The organism is Aureimonas fodinaquatilis (assembly GCF_008369445.1).
In the GTDB taxonomy this organism is placed as follows: Bacteria; Pseudomonadota; Alphaproteobacteria; order Rhizobiales; family Rhizobiaceae; genus Aureimonas; species Aureimonas fodinaquatilis.
Window position 1 is genome coordinate 349975 of the sequence record NZ_VTWH01000002.1, and the last position, 12139, is coordinate 362113.

Genomic DNA, 12139 nt, shown 5'->3' on the forward strand with positions numbered 1-12139 from the left:
TTATCCGGCAATCTTATCCTGCGTTTTCGTATCAAAATCGCTGGCGTCATGCCGTTCATGCAACTGCTCGGCAGGATCACCGTTCAGCCGGTTGACAATACGGCCGCGTTGCACCGCTGGCCGCGCCAGCAGTGTGTCGGCCCATCTGTGGACATTCTTGTATTCATCGACTGACAGAAATTCTGCGCCATTGTAAAGCCAGCCCTTGATCAGGCCGCCATACCACGGAAATACAGCAATATCGGCAATCGTATAATTGTCGCCGCCCAGATAGGCGCTTTCAGAAAGCCGTTTGTCCAGCACATCAAGCTGGCGCTTGGTTTCCATGGCAAACCGGTCGATGGCATACTGAATCTTGATCGGCGCGTAGGCATAAAAATGGCCGAACCCGCCGCCAAGATACGGAGCACTGCCGATCTGCCAGAACAGCCAGGACAGGGTTTCGGCCCGTTCGGCCGGATCTTGAGGCAGAAACTCGCCAAATTTTTCAGCCAGATAAAGCAGAATGGCACCGGATTCAAAAACCCGCACGGGCTTTTCGGATGAGCGATCCAGCAAAGCCGGAATTTTGGAGTTCGGGTTGACATCCACAAAACCCGAACCGAATTGTTCGCCTTCTGAGATCCGGATCAGCCAGGCATCATATTCGGCACCCGTGTGGCCGGCAGCAAGAAGTTCTTCCAGAAGAATGGTGACTTTCTGGCCGTTTGGTGTGCCCAGGGAATAGAGCTGAAACGGATGTTTGCCAACCGGCAGTTCCTTTTCCTGCGTTGCGCCGGCAATAGGTCGGTTAAGACCGCCGAAACTCTTGTCCCAAACCCAAACCTTTGGCGGTGTGTAACCAGTTTGATCCGTCATGGCGAAAAACCCCGTTTTGCTTTCACAGGCGGTGCGCTCATCGCGCATGAGCGCCTCCCTATGTCTCAGCTATTTGAGCCTCGCATAGCGGTTGTTCAAGAAACCATATGCCAAGCTCGCACCACTTTGCGCAAAACCGGTCTTTGCGCATCGGACAAAATTGCGCCTGTGCCGACCTAGCAATCAGCACAGGCGCGCACGGACCGCATGGGAGTGATCAGCCCGTGAAACCATAAACGCTTCAGACGGCCGTTGCGCCGCCATCCACCCGAAGGCTTGTGCCCGTAACAAGCCGCGCTGCGGGTGATGCCAGATACAAAACTGCGCCTGCGACATCTTCCGGTTGCAGAACTTCCTTCAGCGGAATGCTGGCCATGGCCGCTTCCATATAGGCCGGATCATTGAAGAAGGGCGCAGTCATGGGCGTGACAACCACCGTTGGAGCCACCGCGTTCACCCGCACCTTATGCGGCGCAAGGTCAATGGCCATTGCCTTTGTCATGCCCTCTATCGCGTGCTTGGTCATGGCGTAAACGGTGCGGCGTGGTCCGCCAACATGCCCCATCTGCGAAGAGATGTTGACGATAGAGCCACCCGTTTCCTGCGCAGCCATAACGGTGCCGGCGGCTTGCGCCACCTTGAATGCGGCGCGTATGTTCAGCGCAATCAAAAGATCCAGCGTTTCATCATCCACATCCAGCACATATTGCAGCTTGTTGGTGCCGGCATTGTTGACGAGGATATCCAGTTGCTTCAGCGCTTTGATCCGGTTGGGCAATGCGTCGCCACGCACGTCCTCAACCCAGCTTTCCACCTGGCCGGGGGCCGCCTGCTCAAGGCTGGTCAGGTCTTCCGCCGTGCGCGCAACCGCAATGACGCGCGCACCGGCATTTGCCAGAGCAAGGGCGCAAGCGCGCCCTATGCCCTTGCCGGCACCCGTGACAAGTGCAACCTTGCCTGCAAGTATCCCAGCCTGCCCCGCCGCGCTCATTTGATTGCCTGCGGATTGATGGGTGAACCTGTGCCGCCGGTGATGATCAGTGGTGGACCGCAGAAGAAGAATTCATAAACTCCGTCATTGGCGCAGTCTTCGGCCAGCTCTTTCAGGAAGAAGATTTCGCCCATGCAAAGACCCATGGCAGGAATGACCACCCAGTGCCAAGGCTGGTTTGCCTCGGTCGTTTCATTCGGGCGAACCTCAACGCCCCATGTGTCGGAGCAGATCGCCGCAATCTCTTTTTCCTGGCACCAGTAGCAGTTTTCAAACTTCACGCCGGGCGCATCGCCACCGGCATAGCCGCCCCAGTCACCCTCATCCAGGCAACGCTCCATATGTCCGGTGCGGATGATGACAAAGTCTCCCTTGCCAATTTCCACGCCCTGCGCCTTGGCGCAGGCATCGAGCTCATCATTGGAAATGCCTTCGCCGTCTTTCAGTGACGAGACGCCGCGAAAACGGGCGATATCCAGAAGTACGCCACGGCCAACCATTTTGTTTCTGGAGTGCTCGATGCCAAGGACTGAAAGACCGCGTGAGTCAATCAACCTTGCATCATGGCCGTTATAGGTCTGCTCTTCATAGAAGATGTGGCCGAGTGCGTCCCAGTGCGTAGCGCCCTGAACACAAAGGTTCAACGTGTCATCTGCATAGCGGATTTTGTTCCAGTCCTGATTGCCGGCAACGGCATCCGTGCCGGTGGCCAGCATCTGGTGGATAGGGTTGAAGCGCCCGCCATACAGGCCGCGCTGCGGGCCATCCGCATCCAGCGGAATGCCAAGGGCGAAGCTCTTGCCTTTTTTGATCAGCTCTCTGGCCGCAACAATATGGCCGGGCTCTACGTGGTTAAGGGTGCCGACATGGTCGTCCTTGCCCCAACGTCCCCAGTTGGACAGCTTTTTGGAAGCTTCCTCAATTGCTGCCTTGCCTACCTTGATATCCATGACTGCATTTCCTCTTGTCTTATTATGTTTTCAGTCGCCGCCCAGATAGAGCTTGCGCACAATGTCGCTATCGCGAAGCGACTGCGGATCATCTGCCGAAAGCTCAATATGGCCGTGCACCAGCACATAGCCGCGATCGGCAATTCGAATGGCCTGCGGAAAGTTTTGCTCTGCCATCAGAACCGTCAGCCCAAGCCGCTGCTTCATCTCGGCAATGGTGTCGATGGTGCGCGCCACCAGAATTGGCGCCAGACCAACCGAAGGTTCATCCACCAGCAGAATTTTTGGCAATGTCATCAAAGCCCGGCCAATGGCCAGCATCTGCTGTTCACCACCACTCATTGAACCGGCAAGTTGGGTCCGCCGCTCTTTCAGCCTCGGAAAGGCTTCGTAACAGAAGGCCAGGCTTTCATGCCGCTTTGCACGCGCAGCAGCGCGGAATGAACCGAGAAGAAGGTTTTCTTCCACTGTCAGCTTGGGAAAAAGCCGCCTGCCTTCCGGCACGAGAGCAATGCCCAGGCCAACAATGTCTTCAGTTGAAAGGCGCGAAAGGTCATGTTCGACACCTTCGATTGTGGCGTGAACCGTGCCTTGCGTAGGCCGCACCTGCCCCATCACACATTTGATGAGCGTGCTTTTGCCGTTACCATTGGTGCCAAGCAATGCCACTGTTTCGCCCGACCGTACCTCCAGATCAATGCCTGAAAGAACCTTGACTGCGCCATAGCCCGCATGAAGGCCTTTGATCGTGATGCTATTGCCCAAGATAAGCCCTTTCCACGTCTTCGTGCCGCATAACCTCATGCGGATTGCCATCGGCTATTTTCTTGCCAGCCACGAGCACAACGATCCGTTGTGAAAACCGCATAACGGCGCGCATGATGTGCTCAATCAGGATGATGGCGATGCCGTCGGCATTCAGTCTTTCCAGCAGTTCGACAATTTCGTCGACTTCGCTGTCGGAAAGTCCGGCCATGGACTCGTCGGCGATCAGGAGCCTGGGGCTTGCAGCCAGGGCACGCCCCAACTCCAGCTTGCGCAGTTCCACCTGACTGAGGTCCTTCGGGCTCCAGTCCGCCTTGCTGTCCAGACCAATGCTGGCCAGAATTTCCATTGCTCTGTTGGCACTGCCCTCCGGCGGCGCCTCTGCAAGCGCAAACCGAAGCGGCACCTGCACGTTTTCCATCAGGCTCAGCTTGTTGAACGGGCGCGGAATTTGGAAACTCCGCACCAGGCCCATTCGCGCCCGCTGCCAGGCAGCGAGTTTGGTTATGTCCTGTCCCTGAAAGGTAATAGTGCCTTCTTCCGGTGTCAGTGCCCCAGTCAGGCAGTTGACGCAGGTGCTTTTGCCGGAGCCGTTTGGACCAATAAGCCCGACACGTTCGCCCGGTGCCACGGTGAAATCCACGGAGTCGAGTGCTGTAAAGCCACCGAAACGCTTCGTTACACCCTTGGCCTGCAGGATCGGCTGGCCGACTTGTTGATGTGGTGAAACCAGCCTCATGACCGCCCTTTCCGAAAACGCCGCACCATTCCGACAATGCCGGTAGGCGCCACAGTGACAAAGACCACCAGCACAACGCCGACGATGAGCAGGTTGGCTGCGGAAGAAATGGTGACAGTCAGAACCTGTTGCGTTGTTCCAAGCAGGATCGCGCCGATCACAGGTCCCCACCAGACTGCAGTTCCACCAATCAACGGCATGGCAATCGCGTTAACCGCCAGCGCAAGGCTGAAGGCGGACGGCGGATCGACATAAGTGATCAGATACGGAAATGGAGCACCGGCCATGCCAAGAATGGCACCGCTGATGGTTGTAGCCGTCAGTTTCAGTCGCAGGCTCGGCACACCGCTGGCTTCAGCGGCCACTTCATCATCACGAATGGCGGCAAGGCCCATTCCAATCCACGACCGTTCGATAGCAACGGCCACCAGAACCGCGGCCACGGCCAGAATGGTCATCAGCACCAGAAGGTAGTGCACATAGCTGGCAAAGGGCCACATGGCATCCGGGCGAAGAACATAGGCTCCGCGCGCGCCGCCCACAAAGCTCCAGTTGACGATCAGCGTTTGCAGCACGACCGCCAAAGCCAGTGTGGCAATGGAAAAGAACACCCCGCGCAGGCGCAATGTCAGATAACCGGTGCCAAGGCCCAGAAGGCCGGTCACAACCCCCGCTGCCAGAATGCTGAGTGGCAGCGGCATTGGAAGAATGTTGTTCAGCGCAATGGTGGTGTAGCAGCCCAGAGCAAAAAAGCCTGCGGTGCCAAAGTTGACGTAACCCGCATAGCCGCCAAGAATGTTCCAGCCTGTGGAAAGCACGACATATTGCAGGATGACGTAGGCAGCGAGAAAGTAATACTCGCTGACCTGTGTGCCAATCAGCAGTTCCACGGCAACAAGCGCCACGCCGAACAGCAGGATTGGCAGGCTGAAAGCCTTTGGCAAAACACGCTTTGCCGCCGGGTGTGAGGTGTAGGTGCTGCTCATCGGCCAAAAATCCCTGCTGGACGGAACGCGAGTGTCAGCAACAGCAGGCCGAAGGCGACTGCCGGCGACCATGATGGCCCCAGAAAGGTTGATGTCAGGGTTTCAGCAACTCCAAGGATCATGGCGGCAACCAATGTGCCGGGAAGGCTGGCCATGCCACCAAGAACGCAGATTGCGAATGCCCGGCCAATGAATTCACGCCCGATGGACGGTTCCACCGACTGAATGACAATCAGCAGCATACCGGCAATGATTGCCGTTCCAACAGCGATACCAAAAGCAATTTCCTTGGTTTTGATCGGGTTTGCCCCGACAAAACGCACCGCTTCCAGATCCTGCGCCACGGCCTGTATTGCCCTGCCGGTGAACGTCTTGGAGAGGTAAAGCTGGATTGCCAGCACCATCAACACGCCAACAACTGCCGGTGCGGCAAGACGCAGCGGAATTTGCACAAAGCCGATTTCATAGGTTTTGGCGAGGTAGGGAAGATCGATCAACCGGTAGTCCACACCGAAGATCAGCACCAGGCTGATTTCAACGATGAACATGATGCCGAAGAAAAAGGCCAGCCCCTGAAGGGAGTCATCACCGCGTTTTTCGAAGAAATGGTAATAGGCGCGGTAGAAGTAGCGACCGAAGAAAAAGCCGAGAACCGCAAACAGCATCGCTGCGAAAAACGGGTCAACCCCCATGCTGTTGATGGAGAGATAGGCCAGGAATGACCCGAGAATAATGAATGCCGGATGCGCGATATTGACAATATCGAGCATGCCGAAGGCAATCGTGATGCCGACAGCCACAGCAGCATAAAAGCCACCGAGCATGATGCCGGACGCCACCGCATTCAGCAGTAGATCCCAACTGAAGTCCATGAATATCCCCTGTCGCGAAATAGGGCGCCTGTGAAAAGGGGCGGTTCGGCATGAGATCTGATTATCAGATGGCACATGCAGCTATTGCCGCCGCCTTTCATCATCAGGCTTGTGAAAACAACTGACGGTATTTGCGGACCGCACATCTGCGCGCTCCGCAAACTCGCGCCATGGGCCTTACTTCGAGGCTTCGCTGAATGGATATTTCAGCTCACCGGATTTGAACTGGTCAGGATAGAGAATGACCTGACGACCAGGTTCCATGAACTGTTCAATGCTGTTGCCGGAAACACCCTGATACTGAACCCAGAGAATGCGTGGCTGGGCCCATTCGCCGCGTTCACCGAAACTGATGTCACCACCAATTGTCTTGAACTCTGTGCTGCGAATGTATTCGGCCAGTTTCTCATCGTCGAGCGACTGGGTTTCTTCCACTGCCTGACCGAGGATCTGCAGCTCGGCATAAGCCAGAGGAGCAATATAGAAGCCCAGAGGATCAATACCCTGTGGAGTTGCCTGCTCGCGATAGCGAACCAGGAATTCCTCAACGCCCGGGAACTTCATTGTTGGTTCAGGTGCATACAGGTCGTAGGAGACCACGCCATTCAGCGAGGCGCCGAGCTGGCTTTTGAGAGCTGCCGACTGCAGGCCGATCATGCCGCCGCCGAACAGTTTTACATTGTCCAGCCCGACCTCACGCACAGCGCGCACCATACCAGCCGAATCCGGTGGATAGGACGCAACAAAGACTACATCGGGGTTTGTGGACTTGATTGCACGAACAACCGACGCAAATTCAATGGTTTGCGGCGGATACGTGCGATCGTAAACGATTTTCAGGCCTGCTTTTTCGGCATTTTCACGTGCGCCAGCCAAGGCAATTGCAGGAAATTCCGCGTCACCGCCAACCAGCGCAATGGTCTCGGGCTTGGGGTCCATGGACAATGCAGCTTCGATGAAGCCTCTGGAAAATTCCGCCTGTGCATCCGGGCCGTTAGGCTGCATCTGGAAATAGCGGTCGTAATTGAACTTATCGTTCGCAGCCAGGCCGAAGAGTGTCATAAACACCTTCTTCTTCTGCATGACAGTTGGCATGGCAGCCACGATCTGGTTGGTGGCATAGCCCGAAATGACCAGATCAACCTTGTCCACATCAATCAGCTTGGCGTAGATGCCTGGAACGACCGAAGGGTTTGACTGGTCATCATAATAAACCAGTTCAATCTGACGGCCCAGGAGACCACCCTTGGCGTTCTGATCTTCCGCCCAGATTTGCATGGCCAGCAGCGCAGATTTACCAAACGCAGCCAGACCGCCTGACATGGCGATGCCCATGCCGATGCGGATTGGTGGCTCTGCGCTTTGTGCAAAAGCAGGCAGGCTTGTTGTTGCCAGACCAACAGCCATAAGCCCCAGCATTGCGCGACGCGTTAGACGATTAAGAACTCCCATTGCATTTCCTCCAGAAAGCCTTCTTTAAATTGTGCTTATTTTTCAGAGAGTTGCTGCCCGGATTTGATCCCCCCGGGCAGTATCAGTCACAGGATTTCAGATATTTGTTCTGTCAGCACCCTTCAGATCCAGAATCTCGCGTGCCTCATCCGGGGTTGCAACTTCCAGACCCAAGCCCTCAATAATCTTGCGTGCCAGATGCACCTGATCAGCGTTGGAACTGGCAAGTTTGCCTGGTCCTGCCCAAAGTGAATCTTCCAGCCCGACGCGAATGTTGCTGCCCATTGCTGCGGCCATTGCGGCGATTGGCAACTGGTTGCGCCCTGCCCCAAGCACCGACCAGCGATACTGGTCGCCGAACAGGCGGTCACAGGTGCGCTTCATGTGCATGACGTCTTCCGGGTGCGGGCCAATGCCGCCCAGAAGCCCGAATACGGACTGGACAAACAGTGGCCCCTTGACCAGGCCGCGGTCCATGAAGTGCGCCAGGTTGTAGAGATGGGCGATGTCGTAGCACTCAAACTCAAAGCGCGTGCCGTTGTCGTAGCAGGTGCTCAGAATGTATTCGATGTCCTTGAAAGTGTTTCTGAACACCAGATCGCGGGTGTTTTCCAGATGTTCACGTTCCCAATCGAACTTGAAATCCTTGTACTTATCCAACAGGTGATACAGGCCGAAATTGATCGAGCCCATGTTCAGTGAAGCGACTTCCGGTTTGAAAGTCGCGGCAGGAAGAACCCGCTCTTCAACTTTCATATACGGGCTGCCGCCGGACGTGATGTTGATAACCGCGTTGGTTGCCTGCTTGATGCGTGACAGAAACGGCTTGAAAGCTTCTGGCCGTTGATCGGGCCGTCCGTTTTCCGGATTACGGGCATGCAAGTGCAGAATGGCAGCGCCGGCTTCAGCCGCGGCCAATGCCTCCGCCACGATTTCGTCTGGCGTGATTGGCAGATGCGGCGACATGGTTGGCGTGTGAATTGCACCCGTTACGGCGCACGTAATGATGACTTTGCGAGCTTGAGCCAAGTCTCTCTCCCTATATGGCAGGTTGTGTTTTTTTGCCTTATTGAGCCAAAACTCATTACATATTGATTGGATTGTCAATAGGGTGATACGAAGGTAAATGATCCAGACATTGGAACAGTTCGTCGGAGACGACCTTGCCGAAAAAGACGAGCAGCGCTAAAGCGGCTGAAAACAGCGTACAGGTGGCAAATACCACCCCGCACGCCAAACGCCCCGCGGCTCGAACGAGGCTGGACCCGAGTGTGCGGGAGCGTATGATTTTGGACGCCGCGGTGGAATTTTTTGCCGAGCATGGCTTTGGGGCACAGACAAAAGATCTGGCAGACCGAATCGGCGTCTCTCAGGGCCTTATTTTCCGCTACTTTGGCACAAAGCAGAATCTGGTGGAGCAGGTTTACCAGCGTGTCTTTCTGCAACGCTGGTCATTGAGCTGGGAACTGGTGCTGCGGGATCGGACAGAGCCATTTCCAGAGCGGCTCAAGCGCTTTTACAATTCCTATTTTGACACGATAGATGAGTACCACTGGATTCGTGTTTCGCTATATGCCAGCCTTGCCGGACACGACATCATTGCGCGCTATATTCAAAGCCACGTCAGCAAATTGCTGGAAATCATTGCCCGTGAGCTTCGTGTTTATCGTGGGCTCGAGGAAACCGGTCAGATTGACCCGATGGAGATGGAGCTGGCATGGCACCTGCACTCCACATTCATCTATTTCATGATCCGCAAATATATTCACCGTTTGCCAGTCATTGACGACAAGGCGGCGCTGGTATCGCGCCTCGTGGCCAATTTTCTGCATGAGTTTCAGCCAGATCGCAAAACCTAGACCTTTGGCAATTCAGCTAAACTGAAGCATAGAATACAAAATTAGTATTCCATTTAAGTATAATATCTAACCAATCAGAATAGAGAAATCGTATACTGAGTTAATTGAGAAAATTAATCTGTAAAACCCTGCTGCCGAACACGACGACGTATTGCCTAATCAAATCGAATCATTTCTTTATAGGATAAATGTATGAAAATGGGGTGGCGTCGTGTTGATTTCAGTTGCAAGGACAGCTTTGACGTTTGGGATGCTGCTATCCCTTGCGGCGTGCGGAACCACTTACGAACTGCCGACCATTACCGAAAATAACAAGGCGGACGCTCAAAAGCTGTTTGCTGAGGCGAAGTCGGCCCCTCATTCGCAAATGGTTTCACCGGAAGCTGCGGAAAGTCGATTTCATCGCGTGAAAGACCGGGTCGGTCCCGTTGCCACAGAGTTGTGCAAGCAGGAATCCGCGGCAAATTCCCTCAAAGATTGCAATGCGACCATCGTTTATGACCGCACCCTGCAAGAACGCAATGCATTCTTTTACTATGACGATGAGCAACCCAGAATTATTGTCACTCAGTCCTTCGTTCAGACCACCAAAAATGATGATGAATTGGCGTTTGTCCTAGGACACGAATACGGTCATCTGATTGGACGGCATATTGAAAAGCAAAAGCAGCAACGAATTGCCGGTGCAATTATATTGGGTGCTGCAACGGCTTACGTTCAGGCGCAATCACAGACAGCCTACTCGTACGCCAGCCAAGCCGAGATGGATCGGAATATCGACGCGGGAATGGCAATGGGCGACCAAGCGTATTCACAGACCTATGAACTTGAAAGCGACATGCTTGGTGCTCGCATTGCTGCCGCTGCAGGGTATAACCCCAAAATCGGCGCTGCGTTTTTTGCCCGCCCGGAAGACTCCCGTTCGGTAAGTGGTACAAGTTTATCATTTTGGGGAACTCACCCGTCAGATGAACGCCGAGTGGCCATTGTATTGGCCACGCAACAGCAAATCAGCCAAAAACAGGGTCTGGTCAGAGAGAAACCGTCTCGGCAAACACCATAAATTGCAATCGGCCTTCAGGGCGCAGCATCACAAAAGGCGGTCCTGACAAGCACAGCCTGTTTGTCGATTTGATTGGCAAAATTTCTCTAAGCATAACGATATGCCAAATCGGCGGTTGCGATATTTTCCGGTGCCAGCGGCTGAATGGCACCGTCGCGCGGTCGAGTATTTTCCCTGAGAATCTATGACCGCAAACGGTGCTTTTTGCGGTCCATTTTTCATCTGTTAAAGCAAGAATAAGTTTCAGATGCCGAACCGCATCGTGGGAATCCGTATTTTTGCCGATGATAAGCCGCGTCATAGAGCGCGTGCGGCGGCTTTTTGCTTTTATAAATGCAGTATGCGCACTAAGCATTCCAGTCATCGATATTCAGGGTAGACATCATGGCGCAGAAAGCCACCATTTATAAAGTTGAGCTTTCCGTTGCCGATATGGATCGCCATTACTACGAGACCCATAAGCTGACCGTCGCCAAACACCCGTCAGAGACGGATGAACGGCTTATGGTGCGCATTTTAGCTTTTGCGCTGAATGCCAACGCTCAACTGGAAATGACCAGGGGTCTTTCAACTGACGATGAACCGGATATCTGGAAGAAAAGTCTGAGTGGCGAAATTGATCTTTGGGTTTTGCTGGGTCTGCCAAGCGAAAAGACTGTGCGTCAGTCCTGCAGCAGAGCTGATGAGGTGATTGTCTATTGCTATGGCGGGCGAACGGCGGAGATGTGGTGGGAAAACACCAGAAGCACCACAACTCGTCTGAACAACCTGCGTGTGGTGAACCTGTCCGAGCAAGACACCAGGGATCTGGCTCAACAGGCCAGCCGCACAATGAAGATCCAGGTCAATATTCAGGATGAAGAAGTGATGGTCAGTGTTGATGATGCAATCATTTATGTTAATCCCGTTAAATGGAAGAATGCTGCTTAAGGCAGCGCACCCCGGACCGATCACTAAAAGCCTAGACACCTCATGTATTTGAAAAAAATGACTCTGAAGAAACTGAAGAACATCAACGGCTACGGTTTCTCGTTAATCATAGCCGTGACGTTCGGGCTTATGCAGCTTGCTGAGATGACCGGCGAACCGCCGCTGTACATTCTTCAACCTCTGAGCATTGCCATATACATATTCGTGTTACTGTTCTTCGCCAACACGATCCGCACTTTGCTGATGCGACGGAGATTTGAAGCCGGCATCACATATGGACGGCTGGCGCGCGACATTGCCCTGTCCATGGTGGCAGCCGTTGTCAGCGGTGCAGGCATTTTCCATTTTTTCGGATACACGACTTTGGGTACCGCCTGCAAAGCCGGGCTATCCACAATGAATGACGCGCTCTACCTGGCTTCCGTCACATTCACCACTTTGGGTTACGGGGATTTTTTGCCCTGCCCTGGCTGGTCGCGCTTTGCCAGCGCAACGCTTTCCCTGTTTGGCAACCTTCATCTTGCCTTTCTTGTCAGCCTTGTGATGGTCATCATCGGCGAAAGGGAGGCAGAGGCCAAATCACGAACCGGCGAAAAAAAGCGGCAGAAATCACACGAAGCCGAGTGATTTCCTGTCGTTCAGCGCCGGGCAAAACCGCTATATTCCTAACGCTG

At 54.3% G+C, this 12139-nt stretch carries 14 protein-coding genes; 4 read left to right on the plus strand and 10 right to left on the minus strand.

The genetic code is table 11. The annotated features are described in order from the left end of the window. The 9 genes from yghU to kce all read right to left on the minus strand — a co-directional run bounded on the left by yghU (position 1) and on the right by kce (position 8642). Complete coding sequence (gene yghU / locus FPY71_RS07770) at positions 1 to 858, minus strand: glutathione-dependent disulfide-bond oxidoreductase (protein ID WP_149299352.1); 858 nt, start codon at positions 856 to 858, stop codon at positions 1 to 3. 241 nt (positions 859 to 1099) lie between these two features. Continuing rightward, the gene (locus FPY71_RS07775; RefSeq protein WP_149299354.1) at positions 1100 to 1849 is read right to left on the minus strand and encodes an SDR family NAD(P)-dependent oxidoreductase; all 750 of its coding nucleotides are present in this window, start codon (positions 1847 to 1849) and stop codon (positions 1100 to 1102) included. Continuing rightward, complete coding sequence (locus tag FPY71_RS07780; RefSeq protein ID WP_188052267.1) at positions 1846 to 2799, minus strand: cyclase family protein; 954 nt, start codon at positions 2797 to 2799, stop codon at positions 1846 to 1848. The genes FPY71_RS07775 and FPY71_RS07780 overlap by 4 nt, the downstream gene beginning before the upstream one ends. A gap of 30 nt (positions 2800 to 2829) precedes the next feature. After that, positions 2830 to 3564 carry an ABC transporter ATP-binding protein gene (locus FPY71_RS07785; protein ID WP_246160191.1) on the minus strand — a complete coding sequence of 245 codons (735 nt, stop codon included), beginning with the start codon at positions 3562 to 3564 and terminating at the stop codon, positions 2830 to 2832. Beyond that, entirely contained in the window at positions 3554 to 4303 is a 750-nt protein-coding gene (locus tag FPY71_RS07790) for an ABC transporter ATP-binding protein (RefSeq protein WP_149299357.1), read from the minus strand. Before FPY71_RS07790 ends, FPY71_RS07785 begins: the two co-directional genes overlap by 11 nt. Continuing rightward, positions 4300 to 5289, minus strand: coding sequence for a branched-chain amino acid ABC transporter permease (locus FPY71_RS07795; protein WP_149299359.1), 990 nt, complete (start codon positions 5287 to 5289; stop codon positions 4300 to 4302). Before FPY71_RS07795 ends, FPY71_RS07790 begins: the two co-directional genes overlap by 4 nt. Next, complete coding sequence (locus tag FPY71_RS07800) at positions 5286 to 6161, minus strand: branched-chain amino acid ABC transporter permease (protein ID WP_149299361.1); 876 nt, start codon at positions 6159 to 6161, stop codon at positions 5286 to 5288. Before FPY71_RS07800 ends, FPY71_RS07795 begins: the two co-directional genes overlap by 4 nt. Before the next feature lie 177 nt (positions 6162 to 6338). After that, a complete protein-coding gene (locus FPY71_RS07805) occupies positions 6339 to 7613 on the minus strand; it encodes an amino acid ABC transporter substrate-binding protein (protein WP_149299363.1) in 1275 nt (424 codons plus the stop codon). 96 nt (positions 7614 to 7709) lie between these two features. Next, positions 7710 to 8642 (minus strand): 3,5-dioxohexanoate:acetyl-CoA acetone transferase, encoded by a 933-nt coding sequence (gene kce / locus FPY71_RS07810; RefSeq protein WP_149299365.1) that lies wholly within the window; start codon positions 8640 to 8642, stop codon positions 7710 to 7712. Between the two features lie 134 nt (positions 8643 to 8776). Here kce and FPY71_RS07815 point away from each other — a divergent pair, with 134 nt between their 5' ends. Both FPY71_RS07815 and FPY71_RS07820 read left to right on the plus strand, forming a co-directional pair. Beyond that, positions 8777 to 9472 (plus strand): TetR/AcrR family transcriptional regulator, encoded by a 696-nt coding sequence (locus FPY71_RS07815; RefSeq protein ID WP_149299367.1) that lies wholly within the window; start codon positions 8777 to 8779, stop codon positions 9470 to 9472. 211 nt (positions 9473 to 9683) lie between these two features. Continuing rightward, positions 9684 to 10535, plus strand: coding sequence for a M48 family metalloprotease (locus FPY71_RS07820; protein WP_210246262.1), 852 nt, complete (start codon positions 9684 to 9686; stop codon positions 10533 to 10535). Here FPY71_RS07820 and FPY71_RS07825 read toward each other — a convergent pair. Further along, complete coding sequence (locus tag FPY71_RS07825) at positions 10504 to 10899, minus strand: hypothetical protein (protein ID WP_149299369.1); 396 nt, start codon at positions 10897 to 10899, stop codon at positions 10504 to 10506. The two genes, FPY71_RS07820 and FPY71_RS07825, sit on opposite strands and share 32 nt — an antisense overlap. Positions 10900 to 10919: 20 nt before the next feature. Between FPY71_RS07825 and FPY71_RS07830 the strand changes: the two genes are divergently transcribed. Both FPY71_RS07830 and FPY71_RS07835 read left to right on the plus strand, forming a co-directional pair. Next, positions 10920 to 11465, plus strand: coding sequence for a YaeQ family protein (locus FPY71_RS07830; protein ID WP_149299371.1), 546 nt, complete (start codon positions 10920 to 10922; stop codon positions 11463 to 11465). A 57-nt stretch (positions 11466 to 11522) separates the two neighbouring features. After that, a complete protein-coding gene (locus FPY71_RS07835) occupies positions 11523 to 12092 on the plus strand; it encodes a two pore domain potassium channel family protein (protein WP_188052268.1) in 570 nt (189 codons plus the stop codon). Positions 12093 to 12139: the final 47 nt, after the last annotated feature.

Excerpts from the sequence above, each read along its gene's own strand:
- FPY71_RS07800 (WP_149299361.1), bottom strand. The coding sequence starts at position 6,161 with ATGGACTTCAGTTGGGATCTACTGCTGAATGCGGTGGCGTCCGGCATC.
- yghU (WP_149299352.1), bottom strand. The coding sequence starts at position 858 with ATGACGGATCAAACTGGTTACACACCGCCAAAGGTTTGGGTTTGGGAC.
- FPY71_RS07795 (WP_149299359.1), bottom strand. The coding sequence starts at position 5,289 with ATGAGCAGCACCTACACCTCACACCCGGCGGCAAAGCGTGTTTTGCCA.
- FPY71_RS07825 (WP_149299369.1), bottom strand. The coding sequence starts at position 10,899 with ATGACTGGAATGCTTAGTGCGCATACTGCATTTATAAAAGCAAAAAGC.
- FPY71_RS07835 (WP_188052268.1), top strand. The coding sequence starts at position 11,523 with ATGACTCTGAAGAAACTGAAGAACATCAACGGCTACGGTTTCTCGTTA.
- FPY71_RS07830 (WP_149299371.1), top strand. The coding sequence starts at position 10,920 with ATGGCGCAGAAAGCCACCATTTATAAAGTTGAGCTTTCCGTTGCCGAT.
- FPY71_RS07805 (WP_149299363.1), bottom strand. The coding sequence starts at position 7,613 with ATGGGAGTTCTTAATCGTCTAACGCGTCGCGCAATGCTGGGGCTTATG.
- FPY71_RS07790 (WP_149299357.1), bottom strand. The coding sequence starts at position 4,303 with ATGAGGCTGGTTTCACCACATCAACAAGTCGGCCAGCCGATCCTGCAG.
- FPY71_RS07780 (WP_188052267.1), bottom strand. The coding sequence starts at position 2,799 with ATGGATATCAAGGTAGGCAAGGCAGCAATTGAGGAAGCTTCCAAAAAG.
- FPY71_RS07775 (WP_149299354.1), bottom strand. The coding sequence starts at position 1,849 with ATGAGCGCGGCGGGGCAGGCTGGGATACTTGCAGGCAAGGTTGCACTT.